The following is an 18,970-nucleotide window of genomic DNA, read 5'->3' as shown; positions in this document are numbered from 1 at the left end:
CCGCCGTCCCCGTCGTTGAGCCTGTCGGCGCCGATATGCACCTCGCCGCCTTCGATGACGAAGCCCTTGCTGAACATGTTCGCGGCGTTGAACACAACCGCGCCCGCGCCGGTGCCGCTCACTGTCACGATGGAATCGGGGCCCTCGATCTTGCTGTTGAAGATGAGCCGGCCCGCGCCGTTTTGCTCAATGGCGAGGTTCTTCCCCTTGCCGGCCGTGGTGTCGTATTCGAGCTGGATGCCCGCGTTGATGGTGACGTCGCTCACGCCGGTTTGCACGATAAAGCCTGATGCGTCGGCGGTCAGCCCTTGGAAAACCAACGAGGCGCCACCGAGGTTGCCGATTGCGTAGGGTGTGTTTGATCCGCCGGCAAAGACCAAATTGTTGAGATAGCGCGAGGAGGGCAGTGTGATGGTCGTGCCGTTGAGGTTGGCGAGCTCGGTGTTGAAGGTGACATGCGCGCCTTTTGCATTGGGTTGCGCATCGGGCAGGTGCAGGCCGTTCTGCTTCATCCAGTTGTCCGTGTTCCACTCGGAGTCGCTGGCCGCGCCATCCCAAACAAAAATATCGTCAAAGGGCAGGAGCACGCGGATGCCATTGTGGTTGCGCTGAACCACGACGGAGGTCGCCGCATTGCTCCCGAGTTTCACGCCATTGATAACCGCGCCTTCAACCAGGCTCGAGCGTATGAGCGTGGAGCCAAGTCCGGAGATCGGGTCGGCGTCCCATCCGAGGAATGTCAGCAGGCTGTCGGTTTCATTGACCGATATGTTCCCGGTGAGGATTGAGACGGGGTTGTGCGCGGAGCCGCCGGAAACGTCGATGATCGCGCTGCCGGATACGTGGATCGCGCCGTTGATCGTTTGCGCGGTTTGGTTGATGTTCAGGCGGCTGTTGTCGGTGAAATAGATGTCCCGCGCGTCGGCGAGAAGGTTGGAGCGCGCAAGGGTGACCGTGCCGGCGTTGAGGGTCCAGTTGTCGGTGTTGAGTTTCACGCCGAGGGTGTAATTGGTGCTTTGCAGGCGGTCGGCGACGAGGACGCCTTCCTGGCCGGCGAGCCCGGTGCTGGAGAGGGAGCCTCCGTTCTTGAGAATGGTCGTGATGTTGCTGCCGCTCACCAGAAAGCGTCCGCTGTTGTTGAGCTCGATTTTGCCGGTGCCGTCGAGGGTAACGGTCGCTCCGTCCATGGTGGCCTGGATTTCAAAGGCGCCGTCGGCTGTTTCCGTTTTGAGGGTGCCGGTGCCAAAGCCTGTCACGGCGCTTTGATCGAAGGTGAAGGCGGCGGCATCCGTTAAGATGCGCACGGTGCCGGCGCGGTTGCGGATGCCGCCGGAGATTTCGTTGGCCGAGTTGGTGAGTTCGAGAACGCCGCCGCCGGTTTTGATGAAATCTTGGCTGCCGCTGGCGTGGTCCACGATTTTCGAGTCGATCTGCAACACGCCGGGGGTGGCGGAGTCGGCGCTTTCAATGCGGAAGGTGGTGGCGATGTCGCGCAACTGGAGTTCGTTGGCGGAGAGGATCAGGCGATTTGCGCTGTTTCCGGAGATTGTGGTGAAATAGAGGCCTTCGTGGGCGCCCAAGTCTATCACATTGCCCAGCGTCTGCGATGTGACGCTGGCGTTGTCGCTGTAAACGCGGATGCCACCCTTGGCGAGTTTCAACGTGCCGGTGCCTAGGGGGCCTTTGGTCACAAGGCCGCCGGATTGCGTCGAGCTGGCGCCGATATCAATGAAACCGGTGCTTGCCTCAAGGCTTGTGATGATGCCGCCGGCGAATGTGTTTTCGCCGCCGAGGAAGCGGTAGGTCAGTGAGGAGGTGATGCCCTCGGTGCCGATGCCGCCGACGCCGGTAAGGACGTGTTTTTCGCCGAATACGAGCATGGGGGCCGCGCCGTTGTAAGAGCCGCCGTAGCCAAACAGGCGGCCGGTGAGCACGCTGTTGCCAACGACCGAGCTGTCGGCGTCGAATATGATCGCCCCGCTGAGGTTGAGATAGCGGCTGCCGGAATCCACCTGGAGCCTGTTTCCGAGAGTGATGGTGCCGCCCGCCTTCGAGATTTGGACATACTGTGCGCCGTTGTTATTGGTTATGTTGAATGTGCCCTTGCCAATCGCCTCGTCCGCGCCCAGGCGGAGATACCCGTCCGTCCATTTGAAATCGCCCTCGAAGGTGTTTGTGGAGGTCAGTTCCATTGTTCCCTTCCCTGTTTTATTGATGCCGCCCGCGCCGGAGATGACTCCGTCCAGTTTGAAGATGGGGCGGGATCCCGTGTCGTCCCACTCCACGTTGATGGTGCGTTGGCCCGTGCCGGCAAGTTCGCCGGCGCCCGCAAATGTCAGGCTTCTGAAGACCGAAGGCTCGTTGTTCACGCCGTTGGAGTTCGAGGTTCGTCTTACTAACAGATTGCTGTTGAGTTGATAACCCCCGGACAGGGTGACGGAGCGGGTGGCGTTCACAGCCTCGATTTCGTAGGTGGAGGAGGCTGTCGCCGCCGTGCCGATGATGAACTTGCCCGAGTCGGTCAAAACCTTGCCGTTGCCCAGAATCTGGATGCGCACGGCGCTGCTTGCCCACTCGAGGTCGCCCGCCCAGCCGGCATTGTTTCCGCGCACGCGCAGGCCAGCGACGTTGCCGGGCGTGGAAACAACCAGGTTTCCGGCGCCGCTTAGCGTGTTCATCATTTCCAAGGCTCCCGATGCCCTGAGCATGCCGATATTGAGCTCCGTGTTGTCGGCCAGTTCCCACGCCGCGCTGACGTATTTCAAGCCCGAGCCGCCGATGTTGATATGGGCGTCGGACCCGTTGTTATTGAAAATAAGTGTTCCCGAACCGCCGAGGGTGAAGGAAGAGCCAGCCTGGAGGTTGAGTGTGCCGAGGCTGTGGGCGCCATCCACGGCGATGGTTTTTCCGGAGATGGCGGAATCGAGATCGCGGATGGAGGCGCTGTCGCCCGCGACGGACGGGACAGAGCCCAGAGCCCAGTTTAATGAATTGCTCCAGAGGTTATCGTTGCCGGCCCCGCTCCATTCATTGGTTTGCGAGGCATTAGGCAGGAGGTAGTAGTGGCCGCTGTCGCCGACCTCCACTTTTGCGCCGTTGTCGTAGCCGGTGAAGGCGATGTTGGAGAGTTTGGTGCCAAGGATGCTTTCAATGTCCGTAACAAAGCGGACATAGGAATCGGCCGTCGCCAATTTCGACCATGCGCCGTCTGTGTTTTGAATGATCAGGGTGGCGTTGGCCGACCAATAGGTGCCCGTGCCCACGGTGTTAAAAGTGAGTTTGCCGGTGTCGCCCAGGCTCAAGGTGGAGTCGGCTTTCAGATGCAGCGTGTCGATGCCGCTGTTGGTGAAGCCGGCCGCATTGAAGATGCCGCCGCCCAGGCTGAGTGTGTTGGCAATAAGCTGGTTGTCCTTCCCCAGGCTCAACCGGCCGGAGTTGGCGTTCACCAGTTTTGCCGTGAGCGAGTTTATCGTGGAATCCAGATAGCCGCTGCCTGATTCGCCCTTGGTGAGCTGGTTGATCACAATGTCGCCGCTGTAAATGTCGCTGCCCGTGGATGCAATAAAGGGAGAAGTCCCGTAAAAAATGATATTGAGATTGTTGTCGATCTGCGAGCCGTCGAAATACAGGCCCCGGTCGGTTCGTATCGAGCCATTGCCGCCGACGATCTTCATGCCGCTCAGGTAAATGCCATTCTCGGCCAGATGACCAAAATAACCGCTGCTTAATGTCAGCGTTTTGGTTGAATCATTGAGGATAATCTTTCCGCTTGTGTTTATGTAAATGCTGCCGCCATTGACCGTGACGTTGCCCGTGCCGAGGTAGTTACTGCCCGCGCTCAGTGCCCCGAGCACGACATCATTGTTGCCGGCGGCGACCCAGAGGGCGCCTCCCGTAACCGATAACCCGCCGGTGAAGGTGTTGTTGCCGCTCATGAGGCGTTTACCGTAGGCGCCGTTAAGCGTGAGGCCGCCGGCGCCGGTGAAATTGAGATTTTCGCCAAAGGTAACCGAGTGGCGCTGATACGCGGATGTCGCGGTTGACCAGTTTGCCGTGATCGTGCGGTTGGCGCTTAACGCCACATCGCCGGCGTAATCGAAGTAGATGGAGCCGGCGGTGAGGTTGCCATTGAGAATGAGCTGGTTCGTGATCCGGCGCATGTAACTGGAGGTTTCATTGCTCGATGAGGAATTATAGCCGCGAATCCTGCCGCTGCCCTCGATGGTGATGGCTCCCGTGCCCAGCCAGTTTCCATCCAGGCGGCCGCTGCTGGTTTCGTCGTAAATGGAAACAAGCGCGTTGTTCTTGATCACGATGCCGCCAGAAAAGGTGTTCTCATGGCGCCAGAAACCGAGCCCGCCCTGTTCCACCGTGATTGTCCGCGCGATGCCGGATGTCTCAAAATCATCACTGACAATTCCCCTCAAGCGGGTGCCGCCGGACGTATTCTGATAAACGAGGTCGCTCTTCAGGACAACACTCGCGCCACTGAGAACGGAGGTGCTTTGGTTGCCGCCCCAGATCGCCGCGGAACCCGTGATCCCACTGTCAAAAGTCAGGGTGCCGTTATTTAAGAGAAAATCCGGGCCGCCGGTGTTGTAAAACTGCCCTATGGTGACACCGCCGTTCATGGTCACGGTTATGTTTTTCAAATTGCCCGCGAGGGAACCGAAGCGCGCGATCGCGCCCGGGGAATTTGGGATGTTGAACTCGTCGCCGCCAACCCAGTTTCCGGCGTCATGCCAGGCGCGCGTGCCGGCGCTGTTATTCCACTCGCTGTCAAGCAGGCCGTTGTCGGGCGCAAGCACGCCGCCCGTGTAGCTCGCGCCCTTGTTGTAACCGTAAAACCAGATCTGGCCGAGTTGCTGGGCCGTGAGTCCGCCGCTGGTCGTGGTCACCACGTCGTAATTGGCCGGGGAAATCTGCGACGAGGTGTAGTCGCGGATGCGCAGGATCGAGGCGTTGTCGCCAAAGGCAAGCGTGCCGAGGCCGAGCGTTGTGGAGGTGAGCACATCGCCACCGAGATAAATGAGCGCCGACGCGCCGGAGCCAACTTTCACCCCGCCGAGCACCTGGTTGTTGCCGCCGAGATTGAGCGATGCCGTCGAACCGGAAAACGCGAGCGCGGAACCGAGCTGACTGGCTTGCGTGAGGGTGAGCATGCCGTTCGCGAGCTGGAAATCCTTGGCGGTGTTGAACGATGTGATGCTGGTGTCGAGCACGACCTCGCCCGAACCGGTCTTGACGAGCGTGCCGGAAACAGTGACCGGGCCGTTTGCCGTGCGCGATATCACTTGCGTGCCCGAGCCGGTGAGGTTGATGCGATAGCCGGTGTTGGAGGCGATGCCGTTGAGGCTGTCGTGAAACGCAACATTGCCCGCAAAATCGAAACCCGCGGCAGGCGCGCCCAAAATCGAAGTGCTGCCGAGTATGACATTGCCCTGATAATCGAAAACACCGCTGCTCCCGAGATCGATGACGCCGCCGAGCAGCCCGAGCGTGGCGTTGGTGAGGCGGAAAGTCGCCTCGTCCGTGAGCGAGATGTGCGCCCCGTCGATGATGTTGAGCGTGTTGGACGCACTGGCGCCGCGAACCTCAAGCACGCTGTTGCCTCCATCAACGCGAATGGTGCCCGAGCCGAAAAGACCCGCGCCGCCGCCGATGGTCACCGCCGCGCCGCCAATATAGCCGACCACCGTGCCCGCGCGCACATCGAGCACGGAAAACGTGCTGCCCGCGCCGCCGAGCGTGAGCACGCCCGAGCCCCGCTTGACGAGTGTGCCGCCGCTAAACGACTGGTTCGCGCCAAACGCCAGGCCCGTAAAGGCGTCAACCGTGATTGTGCGGGTGCCGCTGCCGATGCTGGTAAGCGAAGCGGCGGTCGGATTGAAGGTGAGCGTGGCAAGGCCTTTCGCCGTGTTGATATCCTCGCGGCTGACAACGAGGTCGGACGCGGAAATATCCAGCGAATTGGAAAGCGTGCGGCTGATGCTGCCGGAGAGGGAGATCCTTTTCTCGTAGCCATTTGCCCCAATCGTGAAAACCCCGGTGCCGAGGACGTTGTCGCCACCGATGACAATGGCGCCATTGTTGAGAGTGACCGGGCCGGTGATTGACGCGGGTGACGCGGAGTTGAGAATCAACTTTCCCTCGCCGTTCTTTATGATCGAGCCGGCGGTCAGCGCGCCGGACACGGTGATGTCGGCCGAGCTGGTATCGTTATAAAAAGTGACGGACCTGGAGCCCGCATTGAGCGCGCCGAGGATGGAGATTTTGCCGAGAACCGCGCTGTTGTTATTAATGACGAGGTTGCTGTATGCGACTATGTTGGCGTCAAATCGCAGGTTAAAGCCGCCCGCCAGATTGATGACGGCGGACGATGCGCCGTTGTCAAAAATGAGCAACGGCGAGGAGGTCGAGCCGATGGTCAGAAAGCGGGCCAGATTGACCGAATTGGGCCCGATGACATTGAGCGTGCCGATGGTGCGCGCCGAGCCGAGCGAAATGGTCTTGTTGGCGAGCGAGGCGTTCGAGGAGGCGTTGAACAGGGCGGTGTCGCCGGCGGCTGATCCGGGCGTGTTGCCCCCGGCCCAGTTGGCGGTGTCACCCCAGTTTGTGCCGCTTCCGGTAAAAGTGCCGGAAACCTGCCCTTGAAGCATGGATGCGGACAAGCAAGCCAGCACGCCAAACACAAGCGCTGGCAGATGGCGTTCAATAGACCCATACGAACGTATGGCAACAGGGTTCTTATTCATGGTTTTCAGTGTTAAAATTGATGTTTCGCCTTGTCTGTTAACAAATTATGGAATTTGAGGCTTATTTGAAACGAAGGCCTTAACCGACTAGAATTCTCAATTCATGCCCCGCATTTTCGGGCATCATGTCAAGGTGGCGTGATGTTTTTTATGTTATTTTTACAGATTTACCTGAATTATATATCTTGTTGCTGTGTATTTAATTACATTTACAATGCACCACTCCGAATATGTAGCACCTGTATGGGTTCAGTTTTGTGCCGGAATTGCGACAGCCGTTTACCGGCATTTAATTATATGATGCATGAGATAAAAAACTCAACTGCCTGTCAATTTTTTATGTAAATAATCAACAATAAGAACTGGTGTTGTTTTTTTCAAAAAAAAATCGTCTGAGATTGCGCTTAAATCGGTGCTTTCAAAAGGGATAAGGGTAACCAGCTCTGACAAAGTGTTCACATCCCCCGCCTCATTTGCGGCGCAAGGCTTATGCACCGGAGAAACCCCAAGGACGGAACTGTGATTTTGCGTCACACAAGGGCTTTCCGCGCTTCGGTTGCGACCATGCCGAGAGGCCCCGTGCTTCGCACCCGGCGTAATCGGGCCGCGCAGAAATGTCGGCGCGGTAAAAACCCTTGACGCGCGGAGGCGTTGACCATCTGCTAGGCGGTTTTCACCAGAGCCAAAGTCCAGCCATGAGAGACGAATATTTAAAAGACGCCCAAAAGGTCATCACCGATCCCAACGTGCTCATCAACGTGGTGTCGCGCCGCGTGAAACAGCTCAAGCACGGCAGCCGTCCGCTGGTCGAGTCGCTCGAAAAACTCGAACCTGAGGACCTCGCGCTGCGTGAAATCATTGAAGGCAAAATCAGCTACGAAGTCGCCAAAAACGTCTGACGCCTCCCCCTGCCGCCGCGCGCAAACCCAACGTGTTTGCGCACAATCCGCATCCATGCTGCGGCAATAAATCATCGTCGGGCAAAGGCGTGAACCATTAGGAAAGCACACTGCGCCATGTCAGCCGCCCGCAAAAAAGAAACTCCCCGCCACACCGAAATCCGCAACGCCAAGGCGGGGCGCGATTATTTTATAGAGGAACGCTACGAGTGCGGCATCGCGTTGCGCGGCACCGAGGTGAAATCCATCCGCGCCGGAAAGGCCCAGATCAACGACGCCTTCGGACGGTTTGAGAAAGGCGAGCTCTGGCTCCACAACGCATACATCGAGGAATACTCGTTCGGCAATATTTGGAACCACGACGCGCGCCGCATCCGAAAACTCCTTCTGCACAAGCACCAGGTTCGCAAAATCGCGCAGGAAATCCAGGTCGCCGGACGCGCCTTCGTGCCGCTGCGCATGTATTTCAAGGAAGGCCTCGTGAAAGTGGAAATGGCCGTCTGCTCCGGCAAAAAGCTCTTCGACAAGCGCGACGACCTCAAACGAAAAGCCGAGATGCGCGAGGTGGAAAAAATCTGGAAACGCAGAAGGTAGGGCAGGGTGTTCCGTTCGGGATGATTTTTGCGGCACAAGCCGCCAATCCCCGGCTATTTTTTGTTTTCAAACCGCGCAAAGCAGGCTTGGCAGCCCGCGCTACGTTTTCAACACTCGGCCCCGCGTGAAAAAACAAGCGATCATCACACTCGACCTCGAAGGCGTTCTCGTTCCCGAAATCTGGATAGCCGTTGCCGAAAAAACCGGAATCCCCGAGCTGCGACGCACCACGCGCGACGAACCCGACTACGACAAACTCATGCGCGGCCGGCTCGAAATCCTCGACCGCCACGGCTTGAAACTATCCGACATTCAAAACGTGATCGCCACGCTCAGCCCGCTTCCCGGCGGCAGGGAATTTCTCGACGAGCTGCGCACGCTTTCCCAAGTGCTGATTTTGTCGGACACATTCGAGCAATTTGCGCAGCCCCTGATGCGCCAGCTCAACTGGCCGACGCTGCTCTGCCACCGCCTCATCGTTGAGAGCGACCGCATTGTGGATTATCAAATCCGCACGCCCGAGCAAAAGCAGAAGGCGGTCGCCGCGCTCAAGGCGATGAATTATCGCGTGATTGCCGCCGGCGATTCGTTCAACGACACCACGATGCTCGGCGAGGCCGAAACCGGATTTCTATTCCACGCGCCGCAAAACGTAATCGACCGCTTCCCGCAATTTCGCGCGTTCGACACTTACGAGCAACTGCTCGCCGCGTTCAAGGCCGAGCTGTAGGGTCGCGCTCCCGCTTTATATACACCCGCCGTTTTGAAACGGTGCGCGTCTTCGGATCGCCGTAGGGTTTTTTGCGATAACTGGGCAGCGAGGGGTCGTTGGCGCAACGGATTTGGAAATCCTGCATGCGCTGGAAAAGCGTCAGCAGTTGATCGGGTTTCGAGTAGGTGTCGAGCCCGGCGCGCTCGAGCGCGAGCAGCAACTCGTGGACGGTCTCAAGCGTGGAAAGGCAGCCCTCCTGCGGTTGCTGTTTGATGACATAGCGGCTTGGCGTGGTCGGTGTGAACATGACTCGCGGCAGGCGCTGCAGGCTTGTCGAAAGGCGAAGCATCTTGCGCGCGCCCGCCCAAGTGGCGTCGAGCAACAGCACGAGCAGCGTGCGGCCGCCGAGTGATTCAGTGGAGAGGGCGGTTTGCGGCTGCGAAAGATTGACCGCCGCCGGCCCCGGATAAACGAGCACGGGATAATACCGGGGATCGCGCAAAAGTTCACGCACCTCCTCGTGCGAATCAAACTCGGCCCCCATATATATCTTGCTGTTGGGCAGGCAAAGATGCGTGAGGCGTCCCGTGTTGGCCTTCTCCGTCTTGAACTCCTTCGGGTGCATCAGGAACACAAAGCGCGTGCGAGTATCCATTGGTTGGATACTCGGGCACCAGCATTGCGCCTTCGGCCAGAAGCAGCGGTAACACATTTCGCGGGACATGTTTCAAAGTAGCGCGAAACACGCCGCGCGGCGCAAGCGGAACCTGCGGCGCGCGATTCAGGCCCGCATCCACCCCGCATTCTGGAAACGCGGCTTGAGTCTAAAATCCGGGATCCGCGCAAGACGGGCATCCTGTTCAAGATATAATTCCTTCAGGCGTGCAACAGACTCGGCATTTTTTGATGTGTTCAAAGGGTTGTGCTTCGTCCGCCAACCACACTTTTTTTAGGCTTCCGTTTCGTGGGTGGCGCAATAGTTTTTCTGCCCGAATCGGAAAGTGTCAGCATCTTTGTTTCGGCCTCCCATAAAACCGCCCCAAAACCCTAATCTCAACATGCCGCAATCGCGGCCATTTTCTCATGAAACGCGTATGCATTAAAATCGCCGGTCTTGCCGTTTGTGCGATCATTGTCGTCATCGCTGTCTTGCTCCTTGTCAGCCGGGAACAAGGAACTACGCCAACCGTAACGCAAACGAAGCCCGTGTCCGGAGTGATAACGCAAACCGATCTCGCGGCGCCGGCGCAGCCTGGTTTTCAGTCGCCACAACAAGCGCCCAAGACCTTCGCCGCGGACGCGCTTTGGCAACTCACGCCGCGCAATGTCGAACCGCCCGCGTCCGCGGTTCATTCGGATGACGCGCATCATGCGCACGCAACGCATGCGGTTATTGTCGCCGATCTCGACACAAGCGCGTCCGCCGTTTCGCTCCCCAATGTCAAGGCGGGCGACGACATTGAACTCGCGCTTCCCAACGGCGAAATCACGCGCGGGCATGTAAACCTCGTCCAAAACGACAACGGCGTGCTTCGCCTCGGCGGTTCGTTGCCCGACAAAACCAATGGTTCTTTCGCTCTCGCGCTCGACCAGCAATCCCGGCTCATGGGCATGATTCTCCTGCGCGATGTCGAACTCGCCTACACCATCGAACCCGGCGCGCAGCGCGGCCTCTCTCACATCGAAGCCTCCGCCCTCTCCGATGTGATCTGCCATCCTTACGAAGATCCTCCCGAGAACCCCGATGATGCCGGTCGCGCTCCGGATAGTGCGCAAGCATTCGCCGCCGCTACCGCCGATGCGCCCGTGGCGTTGGCGAGCGTTCCCATCCGCAGCAGCCGCCCATCCGCGCCCGCGGTTCTTTATCTGGACTTCGACGGCGCCACCGTCACCGATCCCTACTGGAACAGCGGTGTCACGATCAACGCCGCCGCCGCAAATCTCACCGAGGCTCAAATCGAGGAAGCTTGGAAGGGCGTCGCCGAAGCCTACAGCCCGTTCAACATCGACGTCACAACCGATCCCGCGCGCTACGCCGCCATGCCCGCCGGCAAGCGCATGCGTTGCATCATCACGCCAACCTATCAATGGTATACCAACTCAACAGGCACGCGCGGCGTCGCGTTTCGGCACAGCTTTGCGAGGGCCGGCAGCATGTTTGCAAACGACACACCATGCTGGATATTCGTGCCCTCGTGGTATTCCTACATCCCGCTCGTCACCGCACATGAGCTCGGCCACACGCTCGGTCTCATGCACGACGGCCTCAGCGCCTCCAGCCCGCGCGGACGTCAGGAATATTTCGGCGGTCACGGCTCGGGCGCGATGTCCTGGGGGCCGATCATGGGCAATCCGTCCTATAGAAACGTGAATCAATGGAGCAAAGGCGAATACGCCTACGCCAGCAACACCGAGGACGACCTCGCGATCATCACCAGCGCGACAAACGGCATAACCTATTACAACGACGGCGTCGGCAAAACCCGCGCCACCGCGACCACGATCGCGATTCCCGCGTCGGGCAACACAACCAAGCAAGGCGTGATCACAACAAGCGCGCACGAGGCCTGGTTCACCTTCACGCTCTCCACTGAAAAAACGGTGTCCTTTTCCGCCGCGCCGAACGATGTCGTGCCCAAGCTCGACATCTCCATGCAGCTCCAAAACGCCACTGGCGCGGTGCTTGCATCCGACAATCCTTCGCTCGCGCTTGATGCGCTCATCGAGAAAAAACTCAGCGCGGGCAAATATTATATAAAATTGAAAGGCGCGGCATACGGTGACGGCATGCATGAAGGCTATCCGGTTTACGGAAGCGCCGGACAATACACACTCATTGGGAGCACGGTGTCGGCAATTGCCGCGCCAACGATAACAACGCACCCGCAATCCAAAACCGCCACCACGGAGGACGCCAGCTTCACGCTGACAGCCGCCGCGAGCGGCGGTGGCACGCTCCGCTACCAATGGCAGAAGGACGGTGTGGATCTCGTTTCCAACGCGCAGCATCCGGATGTCACCAGCGCGACGCTCACCGTTCTCTCCCCGACGGAGTCTGACGCCGGACAATATACACTAAAAGTCCGCAACGCCGGCGGCGAAGTCACGAGCAACGCGGCGACCATATCAATTGTCGCCCCGCCTCCGCCGACAATCGCCACGCACCCGCAATCCAAGACCGTTGCAACTACCGATTATAGCTTCTCTCTTTATGTAAATGCCACGGGCGCGGGCACCCTGCGCTACCAGTGGCAAAAGGACGGCGTGGACCTTGTCAACTCATCGCGCGTCTCCGGAGCAACAGGCGCCAACCTTTACATCTACACACCGGTCGCCTCCGACGCCGGCAGTTATACGGTAAAGATAACCAATGCCGGCGGCACAACCGTGAGCAACCCCGCCATAATCACAATCACGCTCCCACCGCCTCCGGTAATCACCACGCATCCCGCCGATGTCACCAGCGTGGCTGGAAATTCGTCGTCTATTTCGCTTTATGTTTCGGCCACGGGCAGCGGTTCGTTTACCTATCAATGGCTCAAGGACGGCGTGGAGTTGCAAGCCTCGTCGCATTATTCCGGAGTCACGTCGAGCCGTTTGTATATATATGATTACACGCCGGAGCACTTCGGGCGCTACAGGGTTCGCGTATCAAATCAGGGCGGCAGCGTGCTCAGCAACGAGGCCGTTGTCACAATAACGCTGCCAAGCCTGCCGGTGATTACCTCGCACCCGTCAAACCGCAGCGCCACAGCGGGAGATTACAGCGCCTATTTTTATGCGCATGCGAGCGGTGTCGGGGTAAAATACCAATGGATGAAGGACGGCGAGGACCTTGTCTCCTCCTCGCATTATTCGGGGGCCACCTCCTACTATTTATACGTATATAATCCGCAAATGACGGATGCCGGCGCCTACGCCGTGCGGGTGTGGAATGCCGCGGGCTCGGTGCTGAGCAACAGCGGCACGCTCACAGTCAACATGCCCGCCTTGCCCGTGATCAGCAACCGGAGCGCCGGAAACATGGGGATTGTCGAAGGCGAAACCCTCAGTCTCTCCTGTAACGTCAGCTCGGTAAGCAACACAACCTATCAATGGTATAAGGACGGGCAGCCGGTTTCCGGCGCCCAAGGCACCTCGCTCAGCAAGGGCGACGCGACCCTTGCCGACGCCGGCGTGTATAAACTCGCCGCGACCAATCCCTCCGGCACCACTTGGAGCGCGGAAATCACCGTCACTGTAGATCCCGCCGTCGCGCCCGTCTTTACAAGGCAGCCGGAAAGCCAAGCCGTCTACGCGGGACGCTCGGTGACAATCTCGATTGCCGCGACAGGCCTGCCCGCGCCCGCATACCAGTGGCAAAAGGACGGCGCCTCCATCAGCCACACCGGCGCAAGCATGACAATTAATGACGCTCAATCCGCCGATGCCGGCGTTTACACTGTCACCGCGACAAACAAGGCGGGATCCGCAACCAGCCGTGAGGCCCTCCTCACGGTGCTCGCCTTGAATGACAGCGAGGCGACTGGCATCCATCCTATGACAAAAGAAATCGGCCCCGCCCGCCTTGTTTACCGCGTGTGGGTGCGCAGCCACACCAGTTGGACCGTCGATGCGGACACCGCCGCGCCGTGGATATCGCTCTCGCCCACCAAAGGCTCGTATAATGGATATTTGGAAGTTACCGTTGCGCCAAACCCCATTCCAACTGCGCGCACCGCAGTAATAAGCATCGCCGGATTCCGCCATACGCTTATCCAAAAGGCGGCGGGCTCCGAGGTGCGCGAACTGTGGGCGGCCGGCAGCAATACGCAGGGGCAGCTTGGTATGCCTATTCCTAAAAACGTCTATTATTATCCAAGGGAAATCATGCCAAATATCGAGGCAATTGCCGCGGGTTGGGAGCACACACTGTTTTTAAAAACAGATGGAACTCTTTGGGCGGCGGGTGCCAATTCATACGGTCAGCTTGGCAACGGCACCACCACCAGTTGCGCCATGCCCGTGCAAATCGCCACGGGCGTCCGGGCGGTGGCGGCAGGGGAAAATTTCAGTTTCTTTATCAAAAACGACAACACACTCTGGGCCATGGGATATAATGCCTATGGCCAGCTTGGAACCGGCACCAAAACCGATTACGGTGCGACGCCCACTCCGATTCAAGTGGCTGGCGACGTGTCCATGGTGTCCGCCGGCGCCTATCATAGTGTCTTTATCAAGACAGACGGGACGCTCTGGGCCATGGGCTACAATGGCAGCGGACAGTTTGGCAACGGCACTATTGTCGACAGCCTTTCGCCCGTGCAGGTTGCCTCCGGAGTAACGTCCGTCGCGACCGGCAATTATCACACATTGTATATAAAAAACGACGGCACGCTTTGGGCCATGGGTGATAACGGATACGGCCAGCTTGGCAACGGCACTACCATCCCCCGTCACACGCCCGCGCAAATCACGACCAACGTGAAAGCCGTGGCGGCATCCGGCAACCATAGCCATTTTGTAAAAACCGACGGCACACTATGGGGCATGGGGCACAATTATTACGGTATACTTGGCGACGGCAATGCGTGGAACAACCAACAAACAACGCCCGTGCAATCCGCGGCGGATGTGCAATTTGTCGCCGCCGGCTCGGAGCACTGTGTCTTTATAAAAACTGACGGCACATTGTGGGCCAATGGCCGCAACTCTTACGGCTTGCTTGGGGACGGCACCGCCACCCGCACCACGCCGATAATGGTAGCAACGCGAGTGGCACGGGTGTTTACAGGCTACAACAACATCTTTTTCACGGATAATGAAGGCGCGACTTGGGGCGTGGGAGACAACAGCCGAGGCGCGCTCGGCGTCGATGACATAGGCGCGTCGCAAAGCTCCACGCCCGTGCATGTCGCCAGCAATGTAAAGTCCGCCTCCGCCGGCGACGCGCATGCGCTTTTTGTCACGACGGACGGCGGCCTGTGGAGCATGGGAAACAACAGCAACGGACAGCTCGGCGACGGCGGCGTTGCGAGCCGCGCCCAACCGTTGGAAATTGCCACGGACGCGCGGCAGGCCTCCGCAGGAACCTCGCACAGCCTCTTCATCAAGGAGGACGACACGCTTTGGGCGGTCGGCAGCAACTATTACAATCAACTCGCCAACCAAGGCCAAGCCTCACGTTATACCCCAGTGCAAATCGCCGCAAACATCCGGACGGCGGCGACAAGTCCCGGGGGCACCTTCTATATCGACACCACCGGCACACTATGGGCTATCGGAAGCAATAGCCTCCAAAGTCTGGGTGTGGATGGATCCAACCCCCAAGCGGGTCGCGTGCCATTGCCGGCATCCGCAGGCGCACAGGCCGTGGCTCCCTGCGACGGGCACACACTCCTTTTGAAAAACGACGGCACTGTCTGGGGCGCGGGTTACAATTCGAGCGGGCATTTTGGGGCCGGGGATCTGTATTCGACCTCGACGTTTATCCAAGTGACTGCCGATGGCTCCAAAATTGACACTGCGGGAGGCTACAGCCTCTTGCTTAAAACAGATCAAACTCTCTGGGCGGCGGGTGCCGATTACTATGGACAGTTCGGCAATGGACACGCGGCTTATAGAAACACCTCATTTGTCCGCACGGCCACAAATGTCCGCGCCATGGCCGCCGGCAGCACTCATTCCCTCTACATCGACAATGACGGTGCCCTTTGGTCCGCTGGTGACAACGCCTTCGGCCAGCTCGCCAATGGCACGCTGGTATCGGGATCCATTTACGCCCGCGTCGCCGCCAATGCGGACGCCGTTTCCTCGGGCCATGGCTTTACCCTCTTCATCGCCACCGGCGATATCCGCCTCGACCCGCCGCCCCCGCCCGCGATCACCGGCTTCTCGCCGTCCGCGATCACCGCGCAAACCAAAGTCGTCATCACCGGCTCCAACTTTAACAATCTCGCAGGCGTTTATTTTGGCGGTGTCGAGGCCGACCAATACACAGTCGATTCATCCACACAAATCACCGCCTACGCACCCGTGACACCCACGCAGGACGGAGGCCATGTTTATGTCGGCACCTTCGACGGCGTCGCCGCCAGCGCCGCGACTTATTCCGCCGCCTACGCGCCCGTGCTCGGTGATCGCATCGAGGATCAATATATTAATCTCGGCGACAATCTCTCAATCGAACCTCCCGCGCTCGGCACGCCCGACCCGACGATCACCTGGCAAATATCCACCAATAACGGGACCACATGGACAAACCTCGCCGCCGACGCAAATCACAGCATCGATGCGCACGGTGTCCTCAAAATCACCAACGCCCCGCTCTCCATTGACGGCAACATGTATCGTTTCACAGCCACCAATATTCATGACACGGTCACAAGCCAGGCATTCAAGGTCGTCATCATGTATCAACCCGTCGTGATGGCGCAGCCCGCGTCGCGAACCGTAACCGTCGGCGCGAGCGCAACGTTCACCGCCGACATCGACGGCGTTCCCGCACCCGAATTGCAGTGGCAAATTTCCACCGATTCCGGACTCACATGGACCGACATCGACGGAGCCACAAACGCGACCCACACCATTGCCGCGACCAGCGCCGCGATGAACAACAACCAATACCACCTCGTCGCCACCAATGAATGCGGCTCCGTCACCACCAACGCCGCCTCGCTCACCGTGCAATGGGCGCCGGTGCAAAACAACCCCGTCACCTCGCAAGTTGGCGTCATTGGCGGCTCCGTCACATTCTCCGTGAGCATCGACGCCAATCCCGCGCCCGCATCCTATCAATGGCAGGTATCCACCAATGGCGGCGGCGCATGGACAAACCTTTCCAACGGCAGCACTGTTAGCGGCGCCAACACCGCCAGCCTCGTGCTTTCCAACGCCACCGCCTCCATGAACGGCTACAGATACCGCTGCGTTGTCTCAAATGGCATCGGCGCCGCCCTCACGACCGCCGCGACAAGCCTCGCAGTGATCGACTCGATCTTCGCCACGCCCTCCGGCCTCTTCATCGCCAGCGGCACGCTTTACGTTTCCGACGCTGACGCGCACACCATTCATCGCGTGACGCTTAGCACCGGCAAGGCCACGCTCTTTGCCGGTGCCGTCGGCCAGTCCGGCACGGCGAATTCCACCACCGGCACCAACGCCCGTTTCAACAGCCCCACGGGCCTCGTGTTCACGCAAGCCGACAAACTTGTTTACGTTCTCGACACCGGCAACAATGCCCTGCGCCGAATCACAACAGCAGGAGGCGTTTCCAGAGCTTATCACACCTATGATTTCGGCGATGCCAGCGGAATCACCATCACGCCCGCTGACACGCTTTTCATTACCGAAACACAAAAACACACGATCTCGCGCATTTATAACACTGGCAGCGGGCTCGTGCTCAGCACGATATCCGGCGCATCCGGCATGCCTGGAGCGGAAGACGACTACGGCAGTTACGCCAGATACAGGGAGCCTTCCGCGCTCGCAAAGATTCCCGGCAATTCAGGCCTCGTCATCGCCGATACTGGCAACCACACAATCCGGATCACCTATTATGATGCGGAATTCGGATCGCCACCCTATTTCTACACCTACACGATTGCGGGACTCACCGGACAGGCAGGCTCCCTTGATGGTTCGGGCACGGCGGCGCGCTTCAACCGTCCCGCTGGAATCGCCGCGAGCGCAAATCACATTTACGTTGCCGACACCGGCAACCATACGATCCGGCGCGCGGACAATTACGGCAGCGTTACCACGCTCGCGGGCATGGCCGGGCAGGCGGGGTATTCCAACGGCACTGGCACCAGCGCTCGCTTTAACAAGCCCACCGCGCTTGCGCTCGATTCCACGTATCAAAACCTCTACATCGCCGACTCCAACAACTCCGTCATCCGCAAGCTCAACCTCGCCACGAACGAAGTCACCACGCTGATGGTAAGTGCGACCGACGCTCCTGTTTCACCACCCGTGATCACAAAACACCCGCAAAACATCACGGCCACGCAAGGGGTCGGCGGGCCGCTCACGCTGACATTCACGGCAACGGGCGCGGGCGCACTGACGAGCGTCTGGCAAAAGGACGGCGGGAACATCACCGCTTCGAATCACTACGTGATTGATGCCAATTCGCTTAAAATCTACAACCACACCACAACCGATTCCGGCCAGTATCGCGTGATTGTTTCCAATGAAGGTGGTAGCGTCACTAGCAATCCGGCTACTGTGACGGTCAATCCATCCACCAGCGGCACCAATACGGGCGGTAATTCTGGCAACAACAGCGACAGTGGCGGTGGCGGCGGCGGTGGAGCGCCTTCGCTCTGGTTGCTAGTGGCGCTGGGTGTCCTCGTCGCAATGCGAGGCCGGTGGCGGTTGTGAGCGTCAGTGCGTTTCGGGCGGATTGTTAAAAAGACGTCCGCCCGAGTTTATTTTGCCGCCCTTTTGCGCGCCGGCTTCTTGGCGGCGGGTTTTTTCGCGGGAGCTTTCTTTGCCGGTGTTTTTTTCGCGGCCGGTTTCTTTTTTGCGGCGGGTTTGGCTGTTGTTGATTTGACGGCTTTCTTGGTTGCCCTGGCTTTCGGCTTTTTAATGCCCAACAATTCGTTCACGGAAATTTCCTTGGCGTCCTTCCAGAGGTTTTCGAGGGAGTAGCGTTCGCGGTTTTCCTGCGTGAGGACGTGGATCATCACGTCGAAGGCGTCGATCACCAGCCAGCCGCTGCCGGGTTCGCCGGTGTCCATTCCGATGATGTGCGTGCCGGTGGCGTCGATTGCCTTTTCGAGTTCCACGCGAAGCGCGCGGAGGTGCGGCTCGGAGGTGCCGGTGGCGACGACCAGATAGTCCGTGATTGACGATTGCTCGCTCACGCGCAGCACGCGCAGTTCGCCCGCCTTTTTTTCATCGAGTGCGCGGCACACAATTTCAAGCAACGGGGGGACGGGGAGGGCGGTTTTTGCGGCGGCGGTTGCGGTGCGTTTTTTCGCGGGCTTGGCGGTTTTGGATTTCATGCAATTGGTGTTGTGTGT

Annotated in this window: 7 protein-coding genes; 4 read left to right on the top strand and 3 right to left on the bottom strand. The window is 59.0% G+C overall.

The features are described from left to right. Positions 1-6,659: hypothetical protein (locus M2103_RS05635; protein ID WP_277509288.1), on the bottom strand; the 6,659-nt coding region annotated here is incomplete at its 3' end. Positions 6,660-7,450: 791 nt separating this feature from the next. Between M2103_RS05635 and M2103_RS05630 the strand changes: the two genes are divergently transcribed. The 3 genes from M2103_RS05630 (at position 7,451) to thrH (ending at position 8,978) form a co-directional block, all read left to right on the top strand. After that, on the top strand, positions 7,451-7,654 hold the full coding sequence (locus tag M2103_RS05630; RefSeq protein ID WP_108824435.1) for a DNA-directed RNA polymerase subunit omega: 204 nt from the start codon (positions 7,451-7,453) through the stop codon (positions 7,652-7,654). A 117-nt stretch (positions 7,655-7,771) separates the two neighbouring features. After that, a complete protein-coding gene (smpB, locus tag M2103_RS05625; RefSeq protein ID WP_277509287.1) occupies positions 7,772-8,248 on the top strand; it encodes an SsrA-binding protein SmpB in 477 nt (158 codons plus the stop codon). 124 nt (positions 8,249-8,372) lie between these two features. Next, the gene (gene thrH / locus M2103_RS05620) at positions 8,373-8,978 is read left to right on the top strand and encodes a bifunctional phosphoserine phosphatase/homoserine phosphotransferase ThrH (protein WP_277509286.1); all 606 of its coding nucleotides are present in this window, start codon (positions 8,373-8,375) and stop codon (positions 8,976-8,978) included. Here the strand turns inward: thrH and M2103_RS05615 are convergent. Then, positions 8,962-9,672, bottom strand: a complete 711-nt coding sequence (locus M2103_RS05615) for a tRNA-uridine aminocarboxypropyltransferase (RefSeq protein WP_277509291.1) — start codon at positions 9,670-9,672, stop codon at positions 8,962-8,964. The genes thrH and M2103_RS05615 overlap by 17 nt on opposite strands. 494 nt (positions 9,673-10,166) lie before the next feature. On the opposite strand from M2103_RS05615, the gene M2103_RS05610 reads away from it, so the two are divergent. Beyond that, the gene (locus M2103_RS05610) at positions 10,167-18,326 is read left to right on the top strand and encodes an immunoglobulin domain-containing protein (RefSeq protein ID WP_277509284.1); all 8,160 of its coding nucleotides are present in this window, start codon (positions 10,167-10,169) and stop codon (positions 18,324-18,326) included. A 47-nt stretch (positions 18,327-18,373) separates the two neighbouring features. Here the strand turns inward: M2103_RS05610 and rsfS are convergent, their stop codons facing one another. Beyond that, positions 18,374-18,952 (bottom strand): ribosome silencing factor, encoded by a 579-nt coding sequence (gene rsfS / locus M2103_RS05605; protein ID WP_277509283.1) that lies wholly within the window; start codon positions 18,950-18,952, stop codon positions 18,374-18,376. Positions 18,953-18,970 lie beyond the last annotated feature (18 nt).

Source organism: Ereboglobus sp. PH5-5 (assembly GCF_029504805.1).
In the GTDB taxonomy this organism is placed as follows: Bacteria; Verrucomicrobiota; Verrucomicrobiia; order Opitutales; family Opitutaceae; genus Ereboglobus.
Note: the sequence above shows the minus strand (reverse complement) of the source record. Positions and strands in the feature narration are given on the sequence as shown.